Origin of the sequence: Paenibacillus apiarius, from assembly GCF_017052585.1 — a bacterium.
GTDB lineage: Bacteria > Bacillota > Bacilli > Paenibacillales > Paenibacillaceae > Paenibacillus_B > Paenibacillus_B apiarius.
On the sequence record NZ_JAFFHZ010000001.1, the window covers coordinates 4,467,561 to 4,491,027 of the forward strand.

Sequence of the window (23,467 nt, forward strand, 5' to 3'; positions counted from 1 at the left end):
GATAATGCGTGCAAGTTCATCCTGTCCCTTTAGGGAGGGATGAACTTTTTTTCGTTCTGACGTTGAGAAGGCAAAGGGGGGGGCATGCGTGAAAAACGTATCGTTCAAATTGGTTGTTCAGCAGGACTTGACGATATTGGCAAATGAGCAAAGTCCGGATTATGCATATATTCGGGCAGCTTTGCAAGGATTTGCGGAATTGGTGAAAAATCCGGGGGGCATACATACGTTCAAAATGACGCCGATCTCATTATGGAATGCGGCGGCGAGCGGCAAAACAGCGGAAGACATCGTGCAATTGCTGGAGCGTTACAGTTCCTATCCGATTCCGATGAAAGCGAAGCAAGAAATATTTATGTGGATGGGACGTTACGGTCTGTTCATTCTGGAAGGCGAAGACAGGGAAGCGTATTTAACGCTTCATTCTGCAGATGAGCGGGTACTGGAGCGGTTCATGACCGATCCCGAGGTCGGAGTTCTCTATTCCGGCAAGCCGCAGAGCGGCCGGGTCGCGATTCAGGCGAAGCATCGGGGCAGATTGAAGCGGGCGCTCGCCAGAGCCGGCTATCCGGTTATCGATAAGGTAGGCTTCCATGACGGGGAGCCTTTATCTTTTCGCTTGGCTGGCAACGGCGGGTTCCGGCTGCGGCCGTATCAAGAGGCTGCGGTGCAATCCTTCATCGGCAGCGGCGAGCGTGCGGCCGGGGATGGGGTCGTCGTGCTGCCTTGTGGAGCGGGCAAGACGATTGTCGGCATCGGCGCCATGACGAGCTTGCAAAGCGAAACGCTTATCTTGACGTCCAATACTACTTCGGTGAAGCAGTGGAAGCAAGAAATTTTGAAATGCACTACATTGGAAGAAGATCAAATAGGCGAATACACGGGAGCGTCGAAAAAAGTGCGCCCCGTAACGATTTCAACCTACCAGATGATGACCTACCGCCAACAACAAGATAGCGAGTGGCATCACATGCGCTTGTTTCATGAACGGGATTGGGGATTGATCGTATATGACGAGGTTCATTTGCTGCCTGCTCCCGTCTTTCGCACGACGGCCGATCTTCAAGCGACACGCCGACTGGGATTGACGGCCACGCTTGTGCGGGAAGACGGATGCGAACGCGATGTATTCTCGTTAATCGGACCGAAACGATATGAGTTGCCGTGGCGGCAGCTGGAAGAGGCGGGCTGGATCGCGGAGGTCGTCTGCACAGAGGTCCGCGTGCCGCTTACAGAGCAAGGCCGCAAGCGTTATAATCAGGCGGGTGAACGGGAGAAGGCGCGGATTGCGGGGGAAAATGAAACGAAGTCCGAAGTGTCGAAGCGTATTCTTGAACGTCATCCCGATGTGCCGACATTAGTCATCGGGCAATATTTGACCCAATTAAAGGAGCTGTCGGAGGCGCTGCAAGCGCCAGTGCTGACCGGGCAGACTCCGCAGGAGGAACGCGAACGGTTGTACTCGCAGTTCAAACAAGGGGAGATTCAAGTGCTTGTCGTCTCCAAGGTGGCGAATTTTGCCGTTGATTTGCCTGATGCGACCGTGGCCATTCAAGTGTCCGGCAGCTTCGGCTCCAGACAGGAAGAAGCACAGCGGCTTGGCAGGCTGCTGCGGCCAAAATCGGATGGTCGGAAGGCCTATTTCTATACGCTCGTAAGCGAAGAGACGAAGGAAAGAGACTATGCCATGAAGCGTCAGCTGTTTCTGGTTGAACAGGGGTATCGTTATCATATCGAGAAAGGGGAGGGTCAACATAAATACGTGGCAGCTATTCAAGCGGACGGAACCGGTTGATGATTACCCGCCCCGGCAGCATTGGCAGCGTTATGCCGAACGTCCGGAAGAGATTGCACGTGTGTTTGCGGCACTTGGCACGGCGCTGCGCTCATCTTTTACGATCATGCTCAGAGAAGCGGGGCCGCTTCCATTTACATTCGAGACGCTCAAACGATGGCACGGTCCCGAAATGCCGGGAGCAGTGCTGCAGTTGGCGTGCAATCCGCTGATGGAGCTCGGTCTTCTTGCCAGTGTCCGCAAGACATGGGGGGAACGCATGCTGTTTATTCCGTCAGATGTGTACGAGCGGTTATTGGTTTATTTGCTTGAGCAGCAGCAACTGCAACCAACATCCGCATGGGTTGATGAGACGCTCCTGCAGCCGATCGGCGGGGCAATTGACGCCGGATCTTCCATCGAATCGGCGAGGGGGCTTCCGCTTGACATGTTTCACTTGCTTGTGTTCGCTATGAAGGAGGGGCTGCCCCTCACTTCCAAAGGAACGCTTCATAAGCGGGTCATTACAAGGCTTGCAGCGTTATTCCGGACGGATGAGTCGGCTCTCTCCGGGTTTGGGGTGAATTATCCGTTTGCAGACACGCTTCCGCTCGCCGTCGCGATCGTCATCGATATGGCGCTTCGATTCGGACTGCTGCGCAAAGAGCCGAACCGTTACGTCGTCAATGAAGCGGAAATGAGAATATGGTTGCAGCGCACCATTCAGCAATGGCTGGATGCAATCGCGCAAAATTTGATAGAGCATTACATGCCGGCCCAACCGCGTGTGCGGCATATGATTCATGCCGTCCTTGAAGTTGGGCGCGGAACGGCGTGGCATACGGATAGTGAAGTGATAGAACGGCTCCGTGCGATCGGCTGGCTTGAACATGATGAATCGAAGCAAGCCGGTAATCGCGAACTCATCCGGACGTGGCTTCGGGCAGCTCATGCAGTCGGGCTGTGCGATGTTGGCGCGATCGGCGGGGAATGGGCGTTTCGCATCGTGGAGCGCGATACGGAAGCGGGGGAAGGAGGCTTCTTCATGCAGCCGGATTTCGAGATTGTGCTGCCGTCCGATACGCCGTTCGCGCTGCGCTGGGAGCTGGAGGCGTTCGCCGAAACGCAAAGCTCGGATCAGATGGATATTTACCGGTTGACGAGAAGATCTTTCGAACGCGGCATCGAGCAAGGACGGACAAAGCAGTCGGTGCTGTCATTTTTGGAAGAGCATGCCTGGTCCGGCGTGCCCGAAAATGTGCAAGATGCGCTTGAACTGTGGAGTCTGCAATACGGGCGCGTCCAATTCGCCGAGGTCGTCCTGCTGAGATGCGCCGACAAGGAAGCGGCGGACTTGATCAGAGAGGAATTGATGGCTGCTGAGCCTTATAGAAAGTGGATTCAGGCCATTGGCGAACAAGATTTTGCTGTTGATCGCCATCGTGTTGCCGAGCTGTCGCGCTCCTTAGAGCGAATCGGTCTTTCTCCACTGCAACGCTGGGAAGGCGCGGAGGATGAGGCAGGAGTTATGACGCAGTTATGGAAGGACGAGCATACGCCCATTGCGCTTGAACAGGAGGACGAAGCGAAAGGGATGGTTTACAGCCCTTCCTCATTGCAGTATTATGAAATTGAAACCGAATCGCTGGGCGGGGACCAAATCTCATCGTCGTTTCACGATGTGCCTAGTTTGTGGACGAAGGCGCTTCGGCCTTTCCATGAATCCACGAAGAAGGATATGGTGACGACCGCGATAAAGCGGCAACTGCAGTTGGAGATAGAGCGTTCGGGGAAGTCCTTCCTCGTGCTGCCTGTATCGCTGGTGGTGACGGATGAGGGAGAGTGGAAGGTGGAGGCGCACATTGTTGCCGGTCCGTCTTCATCCCAGCTTCAGCTTCTGTCAGCGAGCGAATGGGATCAAATGAGATTGATATTGCCCGATGTGACGATTTGAGCGTCCAACCCTGCAACTATATACAGAATTGAGCGTGATAACGTGCCTGTAGAAAATGTTGAACCCGCTGCCGATATGGCCGTTCTGCTCACCAACGCTTACGAATTGGGAGACATGATTAACCAGTCGGCCGAAGTTGCCGAATATTTGTACTGGAAAGAACGTGTCGATAGCAGCGAGGCAGTCAAACACCTTGTGCGCGAATTTTCCCGCAAGAAGGAGCGGTTTGAAGAAACGGAACGATTCGGGCACTATCACCCTGATTATCATAAGGCTAAGGATGAAGTGCTCGCCGTACAGAGCCAGTTGGATTCCATAGAAGAAGTATCTTATTTCAAGCAAGCCGAGCAAGCGGTGGATGAACTGCTGCATCGTTTGTCAGAGACAATCGCATTTGCGGTATCAAATACAATCAAAGTTCCTGGCAATGACCCTCAACCATCCGGAGGCTGCGGCAATGGTTGCAGTGGCAACTGCAGCAGTTGTTCGTAAAGGAATCACACCTTGAGATGCTTCGTGATCAAGAGGGGAATTTTTGAACAACCTCTTATTAGGGAAAGCGAGGAGAAGCATGTTTCCTGAACGCACAGGTTATATCATATGGGTAAGTGACGTGAAAGCGGCAAGAAATCTGGAAAAATATGGATCGCTTCACTATGTTTCGCGTAAAATGATGTACGCCGTGCTCTATGTCAACGCAGACCGGGCGGAAGACACGATTAAAAATGTGCGGCGTCTCAATTATGTGAAAAAAATAGAGCGATCCTACCGCAATGAGCTCAAAACGGAGTATAGCAGCGAAGTTCCAGATAAGACCCGCTTTTACGGAATGTAAAGGACAAACCAAACCGTCTTCTTTCAAACAATAATGAAAGAAGACGGTTTTTTTGCTTGGAAGTTAAAGTTTAGCTAAAATTTGGTTTAAAATGATTGGCTAAACTTGAGAACGAACTGCGCTTCATGTAATATAATGGGTAAATATACATAGATAAAAAGACCTAACGTGGTGGAGAGTGGAGGTATCCAGTGAGAGACAAGGTAATGAATCGATGGAGCACATATGAACCTTTCTATGTCTTGTTAGGCGAAAAGAAAGTGGCGGATATCGTCATTACAAATCACGCAAAGTCCCGCTGGAGCGACCGGATCGCGAAAGAAGAGGCGGATGCCGAATCGATCGCCGCGTTTATGTGGGATTGTCTGAAGCAAGAACGGATAGAGTCATATTATCGCAATGAACAAGATGTTTATTTGATCGATGGAGACATCGTGGTCGTAGCCGAGTTCGCCCAATCCGATCAGGATTTTGACCTTGTTGGCGAACCAATGGTCAAAATGATCGTCGTTACATTCCTCGGCAAAATGTCGGAGACGATGGAGCTGCGCGATTTGAAGACATACTACTCTTGGTTGCGGCATACGAGACGCATGACGCTGGTCAAGAACAGCCGCAAGCATAAATAACGATATAACGCCAGAGCCGTTTTCCAAGAGGGAGCGGCATTTTATTTTTCAAATAAAACTCGGCTTGCTTTACATGGAGCACCGTTGGTTGATACAAGGGGAAGCCGTTTCGATTTGACTGCCTGTATGCGTTATAATACATGTACAGAAGGCTTGAGAGAGGATGAAAGGCGGATGGGGTTGAATTTTCACCAGCTTCATATATTTTATAGCGTAGCGACGCGAGGGAGCTTCTCAGCTGCTGCCCAGGCGCTGCACATGACGCAGCCGGCGGTGACGATGCAGATTCAAGCGCTGGAAGAGTATTTCGGCACGAAGCTGCTGCATCGTTCCACGAAGAAGCTGCAGCTGTCTGAAGCCGGACAGAAGCTTTTTCCTTATGCGCAGCGTTGTCTCGAGCTTGTTCGGGAGACGGAGGACATGATGTCGAACTACACGCTCGATTTGCAGGGGAAGCTTGTGCTGGCCGCGAGCTTGACGATTGGAGAATATGTGCTCCCCCATTTGCTCGGCACATTCGCGAAGCTGCATCCGCAGCTCGATATTCATCTTCGTGTTATGAATTCATCGCAGATCGTCGAAGGAATCCGTTCGCAGCAGCTCCACCTCGGTCTTGTCGAGGCGCCGGTAGCTGATGCCGATATTAGCGTGGAGCCGGTCATGGAAGATGAACTGCTGCTTATCGTGCCGCGCGAGCACCCATTGGCGCAAGCGCACGAGGTGGAACTGCAGGACATGTTGACGTATCCGTTCGTTCTGCGCGAGCAAGGCTCGGGGACGCGAAGCGTCATGGAAGAGGCTTTACGCGAGCAGGGAGTGCTTCCGGATCAATTGCAGGTTGTGATGGAGCTTGGCAGTACGGGTGCGGTCAAATCTGCAGTGGAGGCCGGAATCGGCGTGACGATGCTCTCGCCTTCCGTCGTAAGGCATGAGCAAGCGCTAGGCTTGGTGAAAGCCGTCCGGATTCAGCATATTCGCATGAAGCGCCAATTCTATGCCGTGCATGCGCAATCTGGATTGCTGTCACTGCCGGCGACCACATTTCTTACATTTCTGCGAAATAGACAAGGAAAGGAATTGCTGCAATGACACCAATATCCGACGGACGCGAGTCCATGGGCACAAGCGATGCTTCACTATTCTCGATCGAAGGGCTTGAAGGGTCTCCCGCCGCAGCTGGCGGCGCCGATCTGCACAGCCATACGACCTCTTCTGACGGGATGATGGCGCCGGCAGACAATGTCCGTCTTGCCTGCAAGGCGGGACTAGAGGCGCTTGCGGTAACGGACCACGATACAGTCGCCGGGGTGAAGGAAGCGCTGGAAGCCGGACGGGAATGGGGCGTGCATATCGTGCCCGGGGTCGAGATAAGCACAGTGGAGGACGGGATCGATATTCATGTGCTCGGATACTTCGTTAATATAGAGGATGAGCTATTCTTGGATCGCTTGGCCAGCCTGCGCGCCATCCGCGATCGGCGCAATGACATGCTCGTGGCGAAGCTGACGGAGCTGGGCATACCGTTGACGATGGACGAAGTTATCGCCGAGTTGGGACGCCCATTGTCCCCGGGCGAAACGGTGGGGCGCCCTCATATTGCCGATGCGCTCGTGCGGCGCGGCGTAGTGCGGAATATGAAGGAAGCGTTCGATCTCTATCTTGGCACTGGCGGAAAAGCATACGTCAACCCGCCGCGCATACGTCCGCATGAGGCGGTGGCATGGATTCATGCGGCCGGGGGCGCCGCTGTGCTCGCTCATCCAGGCTTGTATGGATCTGATGAATTGGTGGAACGCATTTTGGAAGCTTCGCCTTGGGATGGCGTAGAGGTGTGGCATTCGGATCATTCATTAGAGGACAGCAAGCGTTATGGCGTATTGGCTGCGCGTTGCGGGCTCGTAATGACGGCGGGATCGGACTTCCACGGCGCTCGGCGCGGCGAAGTGTTCCATGGAGCGCTGGGCGGCCGCCGGGTCGGAATGGAGGCTGTGGAGCGGCTTCGCAGCATAAGCGGCGCGTATAAGGCTAACGCAGAATAGCGGCAGGAAGGGGAACGGAGGCATTGTTAAAGCAACAACGTTTTAATCCCAGTCATGCGGGTGAAAGACAGTTCTGGAACGAAAGGCTGATACGTGACCGGTTCCTGTTTGCAGCAGCGGCTGTGTTGTTGGCCGTGATAGCTGTGCTCGGCATCCGGTTCCCCCACAATTATTCGCTGTTGGAAGCAATGATGCGGTGGCTCGGGATCCCCACCGTAATACAGCTCGGGAACAATTCGAAATTATTGATAACCGGAATTGTGGCCGTTATCGGGATGATCGCGATGCTGTGGATGCTTGCCCGCTCCTTGAATCGAATGCGGGCGCGTATCGGCTTTTTGGCAATTCTGTTGTTAGGGTGGCTGCCGGGCCAATCGGTTGGCTTATATCAGGCTTGGTTCGGCGAAGGGATATACGCGCTTAAGTTCGAAAGGAACGTGGGCAACTGCGACTTGCAGCAGAAGGAGTCGTTCTGGGAAGGGGAGTGCAGCCTGAAGGTTGTCAATTACCATTCTAGAACGGTGCAGGCTGATGTGACGCTCCGCGCGCCTGATCTGGACGGCCAGCTTGCCGCTTTGAGGGATATTCCGCTTGGTGCGGTCGATTTTTCTCCCGGGCATAGTGCAGTTACGGTCACGGTTCGTCTCCCGGATCCTGAAGCTCGCTTCACGAATTCCGTAAATGCCGCTTTCAGCGAGATATCCTACCAAGAGGCAGTAGTGACGGATGGCAAGCGAGTCCGCAATTTGGTTTCAATTCCGTAGCGCAGGGCCGATGCTGCGCAAGTCGTAAGGCGGCAGGTTTTATAATCGATAAACAAGGCTGAAGAAACGAATCTCGACAGCCTTGCCTCAGCCTGACCCGGAGTCGGGCTTTTTATCTTTTACGTTGCTTTCGAAGCGTGCATTTATCCTCGACGAGCTCTTTTGCTTTTTTATCCCCCGGATTTCATCGTGACTGGCATTTGGTCGATTCGCCTGTTGTCCGGCGTAATGAACAGCGTCTTTTGCCGATCATAAATGACGAAGCCGGGCTTTGCTCCATTTGGCTTGCGAACGTGCCGGATCAGCGTGTAATCAACGGGGACTTGACTCGAATTTTTGGCTTGGCTGAAGTAGGCGGCAAGCTGCGCCGCTTCCTCCAGCGTAGCGTCTCCATACTGCTCGCTGCGGATAACGACGTGCGAGCCCGGGATATCCTTCGTATGCAGCCACGTATCGTTTGGCTTTCCTAGCCGATTGGTCACATATTCATTTTGCAAATTGTTTTTGCCTACATAGATCGGGATGCCTTCTGAAGAGGTAAAGCAATGCAACGTAGGACGGCTGTCCTTCTTTTTGCGCTTCCCCTTGCGATTGCGATCGCGCAAATATCCTTGCTCGACAAGCTCTTCCCGTATTTCCTGCGCGTCCTGCACATTCGCTTCACTCAGCTGCAGCAGCAGCATCTCAAAATAACGATTTTCCTCTTGCGCCGCTTCCATTTGCTCTTGTACGACCGCAATGCTGTTTTTCGCTTTGTTGTATTTTTTAAAATACCGTTGAGCGTTATCGGACGGCGAAAGCAGCGGGTCGAGCGGTATCGTTATCGTTGCGCCGTTCTCATCGTAGAAATTGAGAAGCTCCGCCTCTTTGTCGCCCTTGGAAATGGTGTGGAGCGAAGTGAACAGCAGCTCGCCCATAATCCGGTAACGGTCTGCGTCCCGGGCTTCATGCAGCGTCTCGGCAAGCTTCTCCAGCTTTTTGGCATTTTTCATATGCTCCTGCTTCAGGAAGCGGGTTAAATCTCCGACCCGCTGCTTGATCATATCCCGTTCCGCTTTATCCCCGTAGAAGGCTTCTATACAGTCGCTCATCGTCTCGAATGTCGAAGCGATGCCGGTAATATGCGTCAACGATACGGCCGAAAAATAGGTTTTACCGCGCTCGTCTTCGACCAGCGTAGGCAGATAGCGATGCTCGCGTATATCATTCATGAGCCCGGCAAAAGCATTCCACAGCGAGTTGATTTCCGCTGCGGTCCCAAGGCTCGCTTCACGCTTCAGGCCGGAGCGAAATACAATCTCTTCAGCCAAGCGGGGGCTTATGCCAGACATGTGCTGGACAAGCCATTTGGAGCCGATCATGCTCTCCCGTGCCGGTTCGGAGCCGTTGTCATTGTTCCACAGGGAACGGAATTGCGTCTCGTTCACCGTCAGCGGATCGGACTTATGCTGCTCGGGCGGCACCGTATAAGCAAATCCAGGCATGACGATGCGATAACTGCTGATGGCTGGCGTGACATGGTGTATGCCGTCTATGATTGTCGATGCCGACGGATCGAGCAGAATGACGTTGCTGTGCCGTCCGGTCAGCTCCACGACGAGCGTCTTCACGGACTCGTCACCGAGCTCGTCCCGTTGGCGGATCTGCATATGGACGACGCGCTCCATGCCGACTTGTTCGACGCGCTCGATAATGCCGCCTTCGCAATTTTTCCGCATCAGCATGCAGAACATTGGCGGTTCCGGCGGATTGGAGAACGTTTGCTCCGTAAAGTGAATGCGCGGATAGGTCGGATTGGCGGAGAGCAGCAGCTTGCGATTTTTGCCCGCTACCCGCATGTGCAGCAACAAGTCGTGTTCGGTCGGTTGATAAATCTTATGAATGCGTGCGCCGATCGTCTGCTGCAGCTCATGAACGATTGCGCGGGTTACGATTCCATCTAAAGACATAATAGTTCTCCTATCTATCGCTTCTGCGATCAATGGCTTAAATGCAGTATAACCGCGTGTTCAAAAGGAACCTTTTGAACAGCTCCCACATAGGCGCTGACGGGCAACCCGAGCGCGTACATATGGATGGGACTATATCCTGAAACATCGGAACTATCTCCTATGATGCCATATTTTTGCGCAAAACTTAAGCGCCGGAAGGAACGATGGGATATTTTTAGACTCGTCCGAATAGATTTAGCCTAAAGGCTGTCTGCTTGGACGCGCTGTCCAGCCGCCAATGCATAGCCATTATGGATAGGAAAGGGGAACGGACCATGGATCAAACCAAGTGGCACCAGTTAACGGCGAATGACTTGCTTCATGCGCTGGGGGTCCACGCCGAACAAGGCTTGTCGGAAGAAGATGCGGCGGCGCGTCAGGAACGCTACGGGCGCAATGAGCTGTCGGAGGGGAAACGCGTTTCGCCATTGGCGTTGTTTTTCAACCAATTTAAAGATTTCATGGTGCTCGTGCTTGCAGGGGCCACGCTTGTGTCGGGAATGCTCGGGGAATATCTCGACGCCATCACGATCATCGCGATCATCCTCCTAAACGGAATACTCGGCTTCGTGCAAGAATTCCGGGCGGAACGTTCGCTGCGCGCACTGAAGCAGCTTTCTGCCCCGATGGCGAAGGTGGTGCGTTCCGGCAAGCTGTGCCACATAAACGCCCACGAATTGGTGCCGGGCGATGTCGTGCTCATGGAAAGCGGGGACCGTTTGCCAGCCGACATCAGATGGATCTCGACGAGCAGCTGCTATGTCGAGGAATCGGCGTTGACAGGGGAATCGGTTCCTGTAAACAAGCACCATCACGCGATTAAACAGGACGAATTGCCGTTGGGGGATTTGAAAAATATCGGCTTTATGGGAACGATGATGACCCGGGGCACGGGAAAAGGCGTCGTCATTCGGACCGGGATGGACACGGAGATGGGCAAGATTGCCCACATGATTGAAAATACCGAATCCATGGATACGCCACTGCAGCATCGTCTCGAGCAGCTCGGCAAAATTCTCATTATTGTCGCGCTTGCGCTCACCGTGATGGTCGTCGTTGCCGGCATACTTCACGGGCAGCCTGCGATGGGCATGTTCTTGGCCGGCGTCAGTCTGGCGGTGGCGGCTATTCCGGAAGGGCTGCCAGCGATTGTGACGATTGCGCTCGCGCTTGGCGTTCAGCGAATGATTAAGCGCAAGGCGATCGTGCGCAAGCTGCCTTCCGTCGAAACGCTAGGCTGCGCTTCAGTCATTTGCTCGGACAAAACCGGGACGCTTACGCAGAACAAGATGACGGTTACCCGCCTTTGGATGGGCGGAAGAGCGCTGGAGGTAAGCGGAGAAGGGTTCGAGCCTACAGGGCAGGTCACTGAGGAGGGCAAGCCGCTCGACTTGAAGAATGACCAAGCGCTGCGGCGATTTTTGCAGATTAGCGCGCTATGCAACAATGCCGTGTTATCCGAATCTTATCCGTCTGAGCTGCGTTCGGCGAAGGGAAGCGGCAAGCAGGCGAAGAAGGCGAAAGAAGTGAAGAAGCAGGGCAGCGAGGAGTTAAAGCCGGTATGGGACATTAAAGGCGATCCGACAGAAGGAGCACTGCTTGTGCTGGCCGCCAAGCTGGGGATGACGCCGCATACATTGGCCGGTATGTACGCGCGCATGGAGGAATATCCTTTTGACTCGGAGCGGAAGAGAATGTCCGTCATCGTGACGCATCAAGGCGGTAGGAACGTGCTTACCAAAGGAGCGCCTGACGTGCTGCTCAACCGCTGCAGCTATATATTGTGGGACGGGAAGGTAGTTCCGCTCACGGCGGGCTTGAAGCAGAAGGCTCTCGCCGCGAACGAGGCAATGGCCAAGCAGGCCTTGCGGGTATTGGGACTTGCTTACCGCGAATTAAAAGCAAGCGAACCCGCGGCACAAGAATCAGCGGTTGAATCACAGCTTATTTTCGTGGGCTTGGCCGGGATGATAGATCCGCCGCGCCGCGAAGCGAGGGATGCGATTGCGGTCTGCCGCCGGGCAGGCATTAAGACGGTCATGATTACGGGCGACCACCAGCTGACGGCGGAAGCGATTGCTCATCAGCTCGGCATCATTCCTCACGGTGGACAGACGGTGAACGGCGTCCAGCTGGCACAGATGGATGACGATGCGCTCGACAAGGTCATCGATAATATATACGTGTATGCGCGCGTATCGCCGGAGCATAAGCTGCGCATCGTAAAATCGCTGCAGCGGAAAGGGCATGTCGTCGCCATGACCGGCGATGGGGTGAATGATGCGCCGGCGATTAAAGCGGCTGATATCGGCATTGCGATGGGCATTACGGGAACGGATGTGTCGAAGGAGGCGTCTGCGCTCATTTTGAGCGATGATAACTTTGCCACTATCGTTGCCGCGATCGAGGAAGGCAGGGGCATATATGAGAACATTCGCAAATTTATCCGCTATTTGCTGGCGTCTAACGTCGGCGAAATATTGGTCATGTTTTTCGCGATGATGCTCGGACTTCCGCTCCCGCTCGTCCCGATTCAAATATTATGGGTGAATCTGGTGACTGACGGACTGCCTGCCATGGCGCTCGGCGTCGACCAGCCGGAGAAGGATCTGATGGAGCATCGCCCGCGTACGGCGAAAGAGAATATATTCGCGCGGCGTCTCGGATGGAAGATAATAAGCAGGGGACTGCTCATCGGCGTATGCACGCTAATCGCGTTCTGGCTTACGTGGAGCGTTGACCCGAACAGCGCGGAGCAGCTGACGAAGGCGCAATCGGTAGCGTTCGCCACGCTCGTCATGGCCCAGTTGATTCACGTCTTCGATTGCCGCAGCTCGCGCTCCATTTTTCACCGCAATATGTTCCAAAATCGATATTTGGTGCTGTCCGTCGCATCGTCGCTCCTGCTTCTGCTCGCTGTCTTATATGTCGAGCCGCTGCAGCCAATATTTAAGACGGTTCCGCTTCATTTCAGAGATTGGGCGATAACGTTTGTCATGGCGGGCATTCCGACATTTTTAATGGGCATCGGCTCTGTATTGAGCGGACAGAGATCCGGCAAATCAGGAGGGGCAAAGCCTGCGTATACTTCGAATCGGCGCGCCGCGTAGTTTGGCTTTATGCCTATAATGGCCTTGCTTGCAGAACCGCACGATGCCTATAACGCATGTTCAAAAAGGGGGGCTTTTTGAACAATCTCGTCTCGTATAGAGGAATAGTACAAACATTGGTGCACTCCGTGAATACACATTCCCGCCCGGATTGCGGTATCCTAGGGACACTAGACAAGGAACGGCAGCGGTTGCTCCGTTCCGGCCGCAAGAGGAGTTGGGTATAAGATGATCTTTACGAAAATGCATGGGTTAGGCAATGATTTCGTTATCGTATATGGAGAAGAGGAAATGCCCGATCGGGTGGCGGAGTTGGCGATTGCCGTCTGTAACCGGCACTTTGGCGTTGGTGCAGACGGGTTAGTGTATATTTTGCCTTCAGAGCGAGCTGATTTTATGATGCGGATCATCAATTCTGACGGCACGGAAGCAGAGCAGTGCGGCAATGCAATCCGCTGCGTCGCCAAATATGTCGCCGATAACCGCCATGCCGTCTCAGACGAGCTGACAATCGAGACGAGAGGCGCTGGCGTGCAGCGGGTGCAGTTGAACCGGATTGACGGTAAAGTCGAATCGGTTCGGGTCGATATGGGCGAACCTGTCTTGGAAGGACTGAAGGTGCCGACGACGATTGATGAGAAGCGGATTGTCGACTGTCCTATAGAAGTGGATGGAGGGTTATTCCAATTCACGGCGGTATCGATGGGGAACCCGCATTGTGTCATTTACGTGGAAGACGCTGCATCCTTCAACGTCGCTGCATGGGGACCGAAGCTCGAAACCCATCCGCTGTTTCCGCGCAAGATCAATGTGGAATTCGCAACCGTCAAGTCGCGGGGCGAAGTTGAAATGCGCGTATGGGAGCGAGGGGCGGGGCAGACGCTCGCTTGCGGAACGGGAGCATGCGCCACTCTGGTGGCAAGCGTGTTGAACGGATTGACGGACCGCCAGACGACCGTATCGCTTGCTGGCGGCGATCTAAGGATCGAATGGAATGCGGCTGATAATCATGTGTACATGACCGGAGCGGCCGAGGTTGTATTTGAAGGACGCTGGGGGTAATTGGAATTTTGGTCCGCGGATATCCTGTCCGTCCCACCGGGACGGACAGCCGTATTTGTCAGATGCACACGCACAAGCGTAGATACGAAATGCACATATATGCAGTTTTATGAAAAAAGGGCGCTCCAATGGGGCGTCTTTTGTTTCAAGAATGAACGTTTCTTGATAGAATGTAGGATAAATCAATTTCGACAATCATGGGAGAATGGGGTGCAAGACGGGATGAGAGACTTTCGCGAGGCGTTACAAGAGCAGATTATTGTCGGCGATGGTGCGATGGGAACCTATTTATATCAGCTTGGATATCCTGTTGGCATTTCATATGAAGCGTTGAATGTAAGCGAACCAGATATGATTCGCGATATCCATCAGCGGTATGTAGCAGCGGGAGCCCGCTTGCTTGAAACGAATACATTTACGGCCAATCGCGAGAAGTTGTCCAAGCACGGTTTGGAAGACAAGGTGAAGGATATTAACCGCGCAGCGGTCCGCCTGGCTCGAGAAGCGGCGCAGAACCGTGCGTATGTGGTCGGAGCGTTAGGCTCCATCCGTGCAGGGAAGCGGGAGAACATTCATACCGATCAGGTGAAGCTTGATTATATGGAGCAGCTGTCTTCCTTATTGGATGAAGGCGTGGACGGCATCATGTTCGAAACGTTCTATGATTTGGAGGAAATGCGGCTTGCGCTCCATATTGTCCGCAGCTTGGATAAACAGGTTCCTATCATTTGCCAGTTCGCCGTGGAAGAGACACACCGGACCAAGGACGGAGTAAGCCTGCTGGATGCTTTCAACATTTTGCGTGAAGACGGGGCCGACGTGGTAGGCTTGAACTGCCGCATGGGTCCGAATGGGCTGCTCCGGGCGATGGAAAGCGTCCAAGGCCAAATTGCGCTGCCGATGTCCGCATTTCCGAATGCGGGGCTTCCCGACTATGTTGACGGACGCTATAATTTCGTCGCGACTGCCGAATATATGGCGGAGAGCGCCGTGCATTTTGCCCAGATGGGCGCCCGGCTCATCGGAGGATGCTGCGGAACGACGCCTGAGCATATTCAGACGATTGCCGCAGCGTTGCAAGATATCGACGTTCCCGAATTGCCGCTTATGACCGAATCGGATGCAGCTGCCGGGAATGTCGATAGATTGGAGATTCAACAATATCCCTATAATATAGAAGAGACGGTGGGCGGGGATCGGACGGCGAGTTCCATCGTCGAGACAGTCCGCACGCGTCATACTGTTATTGTAGAGCTGGACCCGCCGCGCGATTTGGACATTACGAAGTTCATGAAGGGAGCGGAGGCACTGCAAAAAGCAGGGGCGGATGCGATTACGCTGGCGGATAACTCCCTTGCCGTTACGAGAATGAGCAATATGGCGCTCGGCTACCTGGTCTTGGATAAGCTCGGCATGCGTCCGCTGGTTCATATCGCTTGCCGCGACCGCAACCTTATCGGCACCCAGTCCCATATGATGGGCTTGTATGCGCTTGGCATCGACCACGTGCTCGCCGTTACGGGAGATCCGGCGCGATTCGGCGATTTGCCCGATTCCAGCTCGGTTTACGATTTGACTTCCTTCGAAATCATACGCATGATTAAGCAGTTGAACACAGGGCTGGCGTTCTCCGGCAAGCCGCTCAAGCAGCGGGCCACCTTTGTCGTCGGCGCTGCTTTCAATCCGAATGTGAAGCATCTGGACAAAGCAATCACGCGGCTGGAGCGGAAAATAGAAGCGGGAGCGGACTACATCATGACGCAACCGGTATACGACGCTGCTCTTATCGAACGGATTGCTGAAGGGACAAAGCATCTGAATGTGCCCGTCTTCATCGGGATCATGCCGCTGGCGAGCGGAAGAAACGCGGAATATTTGCATAACGAGGTCCCGGGCATTCAGCTTTCTGATGAAGTCCGCAGCCGGATGAAGGGGCTCGAAGGCGAGGCAGGGCGCCGGGAGGGCGTAGCGATTGCCAAAGAACTGCTGGACGTTGCAGTCAATCATTTCAAAGGCATTTATTTTATGACTCCATTTATGTTCTATGAAATGACGGCCGAATTGACGCAATACGTATGGGAAAAAGCGGAACGGAAGACAGACCCCTTGTTTCGACTAACATAATCAATTAAAATAGGATAATGGATGTGGTTCTCATGGTTTACAGCATGACCGGATATGGTCAGTCCGCACGCGAGATTGGCGGATATAAAATAAGCATTGAAGTGAAGTCCGTAAACCATCGATATTGTGAAATCATGCTCCGCATGCCGCGTGAATGGACAAGTCACGAAGATCGGCTGCGCCGCATCGTGCAGCAGCACGTGAAGCGCGGCCGAATTGATGTGTTTATTAACACAGAGCGTGAAGGCGAAGCGAAGACGCTGGTGGAAATTAACGATCAGACGCTCGAAGCTTACATGCAAGCCTCTCAATTGCTCCGTGATAAATATGGGGTATCGGGAGAATTGTCCGTTGATGATTGGCTTCGCTTGCCTGATATAATTACGATCCGAGAAGAGACATCATGGTCCGAGGAAGAACTTGCTTCTTGCTTGGAATCGGGATTGACCGAAGCAATGGATGGATTATGCCGGATGCGCGCCATGGAAGGCAGCCACCTCAACCGGGACTTGGCAGAACGGCTGGGCCGCTTACAATCGCTTCATGCAGAAATGATGGAGTGGGCTCCGGTTGTCGTGACTGAGTACCGGGCTAAGCTTAAGCAGCGCATAGAGCAACTGTTGGACGCGAATTCTTCCTTTGACGATCACAAGTTCGGCATGGAAGTAGCGCTGTTCGCGGAGCGCTCCAACATTGACGAGGAATTGACGCGGTTGAAGAGCCATTTTGGACAGTTCGGACAGCTGCTTCATAGCGGCGAACCGATAGGACGCAAGCTTGACTTTCTTATCCAGGAAATGAATCGGGAAACGAACACCATTGGCTCCAAGGCGAACCATTTGGAACTTGTCAATCGGGTCGTCGATATGAAGGCCGAGCTGGAAAAAATTCGCGAACAAGCCGCGAATATTGAATAAACTAGGAGCGCTCGAATTTAGAGGGAGGACCTGTAATGGCGATCAAGCTGATTAACATCGGTTTCGGCAATATCGTGTCTGCCAACCGAATTATTTCCATCGTGAGCCCGGAATCGGCTCCAATCAAACGAATCATTCAAGAAGCGCGTGACCGCCATATGCTTATTGACGCTACATACGGCCGTCGAACACGCGCGGTTATCATTACGGACAGCGATCATGTCATCTTGTCCGCCGTACAACCGGAGACGGTGGCGCACCGCCTATCAACCAAGGATGACGACAACGACGAATAAAGATGGAGACGAACATGAATAAGGGGTTATTATTTGTGCTTTCCGGCCCGTCTGGTGTCGGCAAAGGCACGGTGTGCAAGGCGCTTCTAAAAAAAATGCCTGATTTGATCTATTCCGTGTCCGCCACGACCCGCCAGCCGCGGATCGGCGAGACGGACGGCGTGAATTACTTTTTCAAATCACGCGAACAATTTATGCAGATGATCGAAGAGGATCAGTTGCTTGAATATGCCGAGTATGTCGGGAATTATTACGGCACGCCGCGCGATTTCGTAGAGCGGACGCTCGAGGAAGGACGCGACATCATTTTGGAGATTGAAGTCCAAGGCGCGCTGAAGGTAAAGGAAAAGTTTCCTGACGGCATTTTTATATTCTTGCTTCCGCCTTCGCTGGATGAATTGAAGGATCGGATTCGCGGTCGCGGAACGGAGAACGACCATGTCATCGATCACCGCATGAACGTAGCGGTTGAAGAGATCGCGCTCATGGCGAACTACGACTATGCGGTCGTGAATGACGAGATTGACTTGGCTTGCGAACGTATAGAGAGCATCGTTATTGCCGAACATTGTAAAATTGAGCCTACTGAATAGGCTGGAGCAGGGCGCACTTTCCACGAAGTGTGCCTTGTCACGGTTCATTGCCGATAAACGCTTCGGGCTATGTAAGCCAGTCAAGAAGCAAGAAGAAAAGGAGTGCTGAACTATGCTTTATCCATCTATTGATGAATTGATGAAAAAGGTAGACAGTAAATATTCTTTGGTTGTTGCCGCTTCGCGCCGTGCGCGTCAGCTGCGTGACGGAAACCGTACGGAAGTGACCCAGCCGAAATCGCACAAGCAGGTTGGTGTGGCGCTTGAGGAAATTTACGGCGATAATATTTTTATTGAGCAAGGTTCACAAACGCAGGAACGTTCTAAAATGGTCCTGTAAGCGCGCGTTTCAACAGAGGGCTGTCAGAGCTTCCTCTGTAACGGATACACGTGAACATCGTATGCGGGCTGCTGGTGCGGTGAACATCGAACCAAGCATGCTCCTAAATGAGTCTGGCATCCAAATAACAACCGAAAGGTTGTTATTTTTTTCAATGTTGTATATTTTTAATGAGATGAAAAACGCTTGCATGACACGTAACGGAAAGGCGGGAGCGTATGCTGCAAGGGAAAACGATAGTGCTCGGAGTTACTGGTGGAATCGCGGCTTATAAGGCTGCGGCTCTATGCAGCAAATTAAAGCAGGAGGGTGCGGAGGTGCACGTCATCATGACGGCGTCCGCCACTCAATTCATATCGGAACTGACGTTCCAGACGCTGTCGCGTCAGAACGTGTATACCGATACGTTTGATGAACGGGACGCCTCGGTCGTATCCCATATTCATTTGGCGGACCATGCCGATTTGGTGCTTATCGCGCCGGCGACAGCCAATGTAATTGGGAAGATGGCTCATGGACTTGCCGATGACATGCTTACGACGACAGTGCTGGCGACGATGGCCCCCATCTTGGTGGCCCCGGCCATGAACGTTCATATGTACGCTCACCCTGCGGTGCAGCAGAACATGGACGTGCTTCGGCAGAGAGGCGTCATGTTCATCGAACCGGAAGAGGGGCTGCTTGCCTGCGGATATACGGGCAAAGGGCGCATGGCCGAACCCGAGCATATCGTAGAGCATGTGAAGCAGTGGTTTGCCGCAGAGAAGGACTTCGAGGTCAGTGAGGACCGCATTGCGCACAGCAACCCGGGACATGATGCCGAGCTTCCATCCGGGCTGGCCGGCGGGGAAGAATGCCTGCTGTCAGGCCGGACGGTGCTGGTCACCGCAGGCGGCACGATGGAGCGGATCGATCCGGTTCGCTATATTACGAACGATTCTTCCGGGAAAATGGGGTTCGCCGTGGCGGAAGCGGCACGCAGCATGGGAGCGAAGGTCATCCTCATAGCGGGGCAGACTCAGGTTGCTCCGCCGGAAGGAATGGATGTTATCGCGGTCGAATCGACGCAGGATATGTTCGACGCGGTCACCTCCCAGTACGATAACGCCGATATTGTCATTAAGACGGCGGCCGTGGCGGATTATCGGCCAGTTGCCCGGGCGGCGCAGAAATTAAAAAAGACCGGTGAAAAGCTGGTTCTTGAGCTGGAGCGCAATCCGGATATTTTGGAGGCGCTCGGCAAGCGGAAAACGCATCAGTTCCTCGTCGGGTTCGCGGCAGAGACGGAGCACGTGGAGCAGTACGCCCTCGATAAGCTGCAGCGCAAACGGCTTGATCTGATTGTAGCGAATGATGTGTCGCGTTCTGATGCAGGGTTCCGTTCGGACAACAACGAAGTGTTGATCTATGATGGACAAGGCTTGGTGGAACGCATTCCGCTCATGGCAAAGACGGGAATCGCGAAGCGGTTGCTGCACATCGTAGCCGAACGGCTTCCGGCAGGTTCCAGTCAGCGCATGCCGACTGCCGAAGAGGTGCGTTCGCTTGAATAGAGAGGGAATCGGGATGGCGATGAGCTTCGGGACAGAGCCGGGCTCCGAAGAGGAACGGCACGGTCTTGTGGCTCAAGTCATTGTGGATGTATCAAGCAAAGCGACGAACCGCCCGTTTGACTACGCGGTTCCCGATGACATCGCCTCTTGGGTGGAAGTCGGCAGCCGGGTTGGCGTGCCGTTCGGCGGACGCACGGTACAAGGCTTCGTCATTGGAGTGTCGCAGCATACCGATGTGCCGCTCCACCGATTGAAGCCGTTGCAGCAATTGCTTGATGTCGTCCCGCCGCTGCCGCCAGATTTGGTGGAGCTGGCGCAATGGATGAGCGCCCGCTATGTGTGCACGCAGACAGCGGCGCTGCAGGCGATGATTCCCGGAGCGATGAAAGGCAAGCGTGAGAAGGCGGTGCAGCTCGGGGAGGACGCGGTTGTCTTCCTGCAGCATTCTCATCAGTCCGCTGCCACCCCGATCGGGGAACTTGAGCTGCGGCCTGCATTTGTTCTCGATCACCCGCTGACGCGTGAATTGTTGGCTTATGTCAAGCGGCACGAACCGATAGCGGCGCCGAAGCTGCTGCAGGCTTATCCGCATGCGGCGCGGCTTATTAAAGAGGCAATGCAGCACGGATGGCTCGTAGAGACGGAGCGCATTAAGGACCGCATCGGCGTGAAGAAGCTGAAGCGGGTGCAGTTGGCCGTCCCGCAGGAGGAGCTCGATGAATTGCTCGAAGCGCTTGGCGTCAGAGCGCAGCGCCAGCGTGAGGTGATTGCACAGCTTCTGGAATTCGGAGGCGAGCTGCCGCTTAAAGATTTGAATGCTTCCGCCGTTAAGGCGCTGCAGGCGAAAGGCTTCGTCGTTGTAGACGAAGTGGAGGTTATGCGCGATCCGTTTGCGCACCGCCAGTTTAAGCCATCGCGGCCGTTGCCGCTTACGGAAGAGCAGCAAGGCGTATTTGATTCCCTGGCTGAAGCTCTGGATGCTAAGCGGCATCAATCGTTCCTGTTGCATGGCGTTACCGGCAGCGGAAAGACGGAAGTGTATCTGCAATCGATTGACCGCTGCCTGCAGTCAGGCAGAGAAGCGATCGTGCTTGTGCCGGAAATTTCGCTCACACCGCAGATGGTAGAGCGTTTCAAAGGCAGATTCGGATCCAAGGTGGCGGTGCTTCACAGCCGCCTGTCCCAAGGGGAACGGTATGACGAATGGAGAAAGATTCGCGAACGGCGCGTGCAGGTAGCCATCGGCGCGCGTTCCGCCGTGTTTGCCCCTTTCGCCCGCATCGGGCTTATTATAATGGATGAAGAGCACGAAACGTCCTATAAGCAGGAAGAAACGCCAAAATATCATGCGCGGGACGTGGCGATAGAACGTGCCAGGCAGCACGGGGCCGTCGTCGTGCTCGGTTCCGCAACCCCGTCGATGGAGACGTATTATGCGGCCAAGCTTCATGGCAGCGATCCGTTGCCGCGCGGCTTGGAGCCGCCGGCCTGGAACCTGGCGCCGGTGGCCATGCCGACCCGTGTCGGCGGGAGAGACCTGCCGCCGGTCACGATTGTAGATATGCGGGAACAGCTTAAGCTCGGCAACCGCTCTATGTTCAGCGCACCGCTGGAGAAGGCGCTGGAGGAACGCTTGGAACGGAATGAGCAGACGGTGCTTCTGCTGAACCGGCGCGGATACTCCACCTTTGTCATGTGCCGGACGTGCGGGTATGTGGCCCAGTGTCCGGAGTGCGACATTTCGCTGACGTACCATATGAAGACCGGCCATATGCGCTGCCATTATTGCGGACATGCGGAACGGGCCCCTTCGGTATGTCCTGCCTGCGAGAGCGAGCATATCCGCTATTTTGGAACGGGAACGCAGCGGGTGGAAGAGCAGCTTGCAAGACGATTTCCGGGCATTCGCGTCATCCGCATGGATGTGGACACGACCTCGGAAAAAGGATCGCATGAACGCATGCTGCAGCAATTCCGGGAACGGAAGGCCGATGTGCTGCTAGGCACGCAAATGGTTGCAAAGGGACTCGACTTTCCTTATGTTACGCTGGTTGGCGTCATTGCGGCGGATTCGGCATTGCATATGCCTGATTTCCGGGCGGCGGAGAAGACGTTCCAATTGCTCACCCAGGTGGCCGGACGCGCGGGACGGCACGATCTGCCGGGGGAAGTTGTCGTGCAGACGTATGCGCCTGAGCATTATTCCGTTCTTCACGCGTCGCGGCACGATTATGCCGCGTTTGCTTCGGACGAGCTGCGCCATCGGCGCAATCAAATCGTGCCCCCGTTCTGCCGCTTGGCGCTTTTGTCGATGACGCATGAACAGCTGCCGCTGCTCGTTCGCGTTGCGGAGAATGCGGCGATGCGCTTGAAGGAGCTGGCGGAACGGCGTGGCTGGCTTAAGCCGCTTGACGCGCACGAGGACGCGGTGGACATTCTCGGCCCGGTCGCTTCTCCGATTCCGCGGATCAAGAACCGCTATCGCTTCCAATGCGTCATCAAATGCAGGGGCAACGTGGATTTATCCGGCCTGATGGCGGAAGCGATGGCGGAATTCGATTCCATTGCGAAGGAGCAGGATATTTGGTTCAGCGTCGACATTGATCCGCAGATGATGATGTAGCGGCAATGGCAATGGATTTCGTTATGCAAACAGATATTGGATATAATTATGGAAAAGCATTTTATAGAGAGGTTGTTCAAAAAGCCCCTTTCTGATCACGAATCATTTCAAGATGTGATTCAGCATCGAATCTTGCATTCACCCTCGAAGAGCTTGTGATTTCGAATTTCGAAGCATGTTTCCTGCGGAAACATTTCAGGTGCTCATGTAGTCTTGCCTGCATTCCGCTCCTCTTTCTTCGAGGGATGCTTCCGATGTAGTTTTCTTACGAAAACTTGTACTTCCCGGTGCTGAAAAGTGGCCATTTAGAACACGCACTTAATAGAGGTTGTTCAATAACTCTTTTTTGAACACGCATTAAAGGATAAAAAGGAAGGTGTGCCTGATGGCATTGCGCATCATTGTACATGAACCGGATCCGGTTCTTCATCAAATCGCGAAGGAAGTACCTAAAATTACGCCCAATATTCATAAGCTGCTGAACGATATGGCGGATACGATGTACCATGCCGAAGGCGTAGGGCTCGCCGCTCCGCAAATCGGCATTTTAAAACGCGTTATCGTCGTTGACGTCGGCGACGAGCATGGATTAATCGAAATGATTAACCCTGTTATTTTGGAGAAGGAAGGCGAGCAGCTCGGACCTGAGGGCTGCTTGAGCATTCCCGGGCTGAACGGCGACGTCCGCCGGCACCAGAAGGTAAAGGTGAAGGGATTGGATCGCAACGGCAATGAGTTTACACTGGAAGCGACTGATTTCCTGGCGCGCGCCTTCCAACACGAGATTGACCATTTAAACGGGGTGCTCTTTACTGAAATTGCAGAACGCGTATATGAGGTGCCCCGCGAAAGTAGGGACTGAG

19 protein-coding genes are annotated in these 23,467 nt (G+C 53.9%); 18 read left to right on the top strand and 1 reads right to left on the bottom strand.

The genetic code is table 11. The annotated features are described in order from the left end of the window. Positions 1–88 precede the first annotated feature (88 nt). From JSQ80_RS20025 to JSQ80_RS20060, 8 genes are all read left to right on the top strand, one after another. A complete protein-coding gene (locus JSQ80_RS20025; RefSeq protein WP_206096448.1) occupies positions 89–1,795 on the top strand; it encodes a DNA repair helicase XPB in 1,707 nt (568 codons plus the stop codon). Continuing rightward, positions 1,710–3,728 (top strand): helicase-associated domain-containing protein, encoded by a 2,019-nt coding sequence (locus JSQ80_RS20030; RefSeq protein WP_206096449.1) that lies wholly within the window; start codon positions 1,710–1,712, stop codon positions 3,726–3,728. Before JSQ80_RS20025 ends, JSQ80_RS20030 begins: the two co-directional genes overlap by 86 nt. 75 nt (positions 3,729–3,803) lie before the next feature. Continuing rightward, on the top strand, positions 3,804–4,220 hold the full coding sequence (locus tag JSQ80_RS20035) for a YlbF/YmcA family competence regulator (RefSeq protein ID WP_087433068.1): 417 nt from the start codon (positions 3,804–3,806) through the stop codon (positions 4,218–4,220). A gap of 79 nt (positions 4,221–4,299) precedes the next feature. Beyond that, positions 4,300–4,563, top strand: coding sequence for a YlbG family protein (locus JSQ80_RS20040; protein WP_087432713.1), 264 nt, complete (start codon positions 4,300–4,302; stop codon positions 4,561–4,563). Between the two features lie 191 nt (positions 4,564–4,754). Continuing rightward, positions 4,755–5,192: a hypothetical protein gene (locus tag JSQ80_RS20045; RefSeq protein WP_087432714.1), complete on the top strand. Its 438-nt coding sequence runs from the start codon at positions 4,755–4,757 to the stop codon at positions 5,190–5,192. Between the two features lie 174 nt (positions 5,193–5,366). Further along, the gene (locus JSQ80_RS20050) at positions 5,367–6,281 is read left to right on the top strand and encodes a selenium metabolism-associated LysR family transcriptional regulator (RefSeq protein WP_087432715.1); all 915 of its coding nucleotides are present in this window, start codon (positions 5,367–5,369) and stop codon (positions 6,279–6,281) included. Next, entirely contained in the window at positions 6,278–7,231 is a 954-nt protein-coding gene (locus tag JSQ80_RS20055) for a PHP domain-containing protein (protein WP_206096450.1), read from the top strand. Before JSQ80_RS20050 ends, JSQ80_RS20055 begins: the two co-directional genes overlap by 4 nt. 23 nt (positions 7,232–7,254) lie before the next feature. Beyond that, positions 7,255–7,995, top strand: a complete 741-nt coding sequence (locus JSQ80_RS20060; RefSeq protein WP_206096451.1) for a hypothetical protein — start codon at positions 7,255–7,257, stop codon at positions 7,993–7,995. Between the two features lie 170 nt (positions 7,996–8,165). Here the strand turns inward: JSQ80_RS20060 and JSQ80_RS20065 are convergent, their stop codons facing one another. Then, a complete protein-coding gene (locus tag JSQ80_RS20065; RefSeq protein WP_206096452.1) occupies positions 8,166–9,944 on the bottom strand; it encodes an Rqc2 family fibronectin-binding protein in 1,779 nt (592 codons plus the stop codon). A 317-nt stretch (positions 9,945–10,261) separates the two neighbouring features. Here JSQ80_RS20065 and JSQ80_RS20070 point away from each other — a divergent pair, with 317 nt between their 5' ends. From JSQ80_RS20070 to def, 10 genes are all read left to right on the top strand, one after another. After that, positions 10,262–13,096 (top strand): calcium-translocating P-type ATPase, SERCA-type, encoded by a 2,835-nt coding sequence (locus JSQ80_RS20070; RefSeq protein ID WP_206096453.1) that lies wholly within the window; start codon positions 10,262–10,264, stop codon positions 13,094–13,096. 228 nt (positions 13,097–13,324) lie between these two features. Continuing rightward, positions 13,325–14,158, top strand: coding sequence for a diaminopimelate epimerase (dapF, locus tag JSQ80_RS20075; RefSeq protein ID WP_206096454.1), 834 nt, complete (start codon positions 13,325–13,327; stop codon positions 14,156–14,158). A 222-nt stretch (positions 14,159–14,380) separates the two neighbouring features. Then, positions 14,381–16,282, top strand: a complete 1,902-nt coding sequence (locus JSQ80_RS20080) for a bifunctional homocysteine S-methyltransferase/methylenetetrahydrofolate reductase (RefSeq protein WP_087433069.1) — start codon at positions 14,381–14,383, stop codon at positions 16,280–16,282. A gap of 32 nt (positions 16,283–16,314) precedes the next feature. Continuing rightward, positions 16,315–17,199, top strand: a complete 885-nt coding sequence (locus JSQ80_RS20085; protein WP_206096455.1) for a YicC/YloC family endoribonuclease — start codon at positions 16,315–16,317, stop codon at positions 17,197–17,199. 35 nt (positions 17,200–17,234) lie between these two features. Next, the gene (gene remA / locus JSQ80_RS20090; protein ID WP_005548256.1) at positions 17,235–17,495 is read left to right on the top strand and encodes an extracellular matrix/biofilm regulator RemA; all 261 of its coding nucleotides are present in this window, start codon (positions 17,235–17,237) and stop codon (positions 17,493–17,495) included. Between the two features lie 14 nt (positions 17,496–17,509). After that, positions 17,510–18,088, top strand: coding sequence for a guanylate kinase (gene gmk / locus JSQ80_RS20095; protein WP_087433070.1), 579 nt, complete (start codon positions 17,510–17,512; stop codon positions 18,086–18,088). A gap of 112 nt (positions 18,089–18,200) precedes the next feature. Further along, the gene (rpoZ, locus tag JSQ80_RS20100; RefSeq protein WP_206096456.1) at positions 18,201–18,428 is read left to right on the top strand and encodes a DNA-directed RNA polymerase subunit omega; all 228 of its coding nucleotides are present in this window, start codon (positions 18,201–18,203) and stop codon (positions 18,426–18,428) included. Between the two features lie 218 nt (positions 18,429–18,646). After that, entirely contained in the window at positions 18,647–19,981 is a 1,335-nt protein-coding gene (gene coaBC, locus JSQ80_RS20105; RefSeq protein WP_206096457.1) for a bifunctional phosphopantothenoylcysteine decarboxylase/phosphopantothenate--cysteine ligase CoaBC, read from the top strand. A 19-nt stretch (positions 19,982–20,000) separates the two neighbouring features. After that, on the top strand, positions 20,001–22,604 hold the full coding sequence (priA, locus tag JSQ80_RS20110; protein ID WP_206097667.1) for a primosomal protein N': 2,604 nt from the start codon (positions 20,001–20,003) through the stop codon (positions 22,602–22,604). 385 nt (positions 22,605–22,989) lie between these two features. Then, on the top strand, positions 22,990–23,466 hold the full coding sequence (gene def, locus JSQ80_RS20115) for a peptide deformylase (protein WP_087432725.1): 477 nt from the start codon (positions 22,990–22,992) through the stop codon (positions 23,464–23,466). Position 23,467 lies beyond the last annotated feature (1 nt).

Coding starts and splice junctions, on each gene's coding strand:
- JSQ80_RS20035 (WP_087433068.1), top strand. CDS start 3,804: ATGGCCGTTCTGCTCACCAACGCTTACGAATTGGGAGACATGATTAAC.
- JSQ80_RS20040 (WP_087432713.1), top strand. CDS start 4,300: ATGTTTCCTGAACGCACAGGTTATATCATATGGGTAAGTGACGTGAAA.
- JSQ80_RS20050 (WP_087432715.1), top strand. CDS start 5,367: ATGGGGTTGAATTTTCACCAGCTTCATATATTTTATAGCGTAGCGACG.
- JSQ80_RS20055 (WP_206096450.1), top strand. CDS start 6,278: ATGACACCAATATCCGACGGACGCGAGTCCATGGGCACAAGCGATGCT.
- JSQ80_RS20065 (WP_206096452.1), bottom strand. CDS start 9,944: ATGTCTTTAGATGGAATCGTAACCCGCGCAATCGTTCATGAGCTGCAG.
- JSQ80_RS20070 (WP_206096453.1), top strand. CDS start 10,262: ATGGATCAAACCAAGTGGCACCAGTTAACGGCGAATGACTTGCTTCAT.
- dapF (WP_206096454.1), top strand. CDS start 13,325: ATGATCTTTACGAAAATGCATGGGTTAGGCAATGATTTCGTTATCGTA.
- JSQ80_RS20080 (WP_087433069.1), top strand. CDS start 14,381: ATGAGAGACTTTCGCGAGGCGTTACAAGAGCAGATTATTGTCGGCGAT.
- JSQ80_RS20085 (WP_206096455.1), top strand. CDS start 16,315: ATGGTTTACAGCATGACCGGATATGGTCAGTCCGCACGCGAGATTGGC.
- remA (WP_005548256.1), top strand. CDS start 17,235: ATGGCGATCAAGCTGATTAACATCGGTTTCGGCAATATCGTGTCTGCC.
- gmk (WP_087433070.1), top strand. CDS start 17,510: ATGAATAAGGGGTTATTATTTGTGCTTTCCGGCCCGTCTGGTGTCGGC.
- rpoZ (WP_206096456.1), top strand. CDS start 18,201: ATGCTTTATCCATCTATTGATGAATTGATGAAAAAGGTAGACAGTAAA.
- coaBC (WP_206096457.1), top strand. CDS start 18,647: ATGCTGCAAGGGAAAACGATAGTGCTCGGAGTTACTGGTGGAATCGCG.
- priA (WP_206097667.1), top strand. CDS start 20,001: ATGAGCTTCGGGACAGAGCCGGGCTCCGAAGAGGAACGGCACGGTCTT.
- def (WP_087432725.1), top strand. CDS start 22,990: ATGGCATTGCGCATCATTGTACATGAACCGGATCCGGTTCTTCATCAA.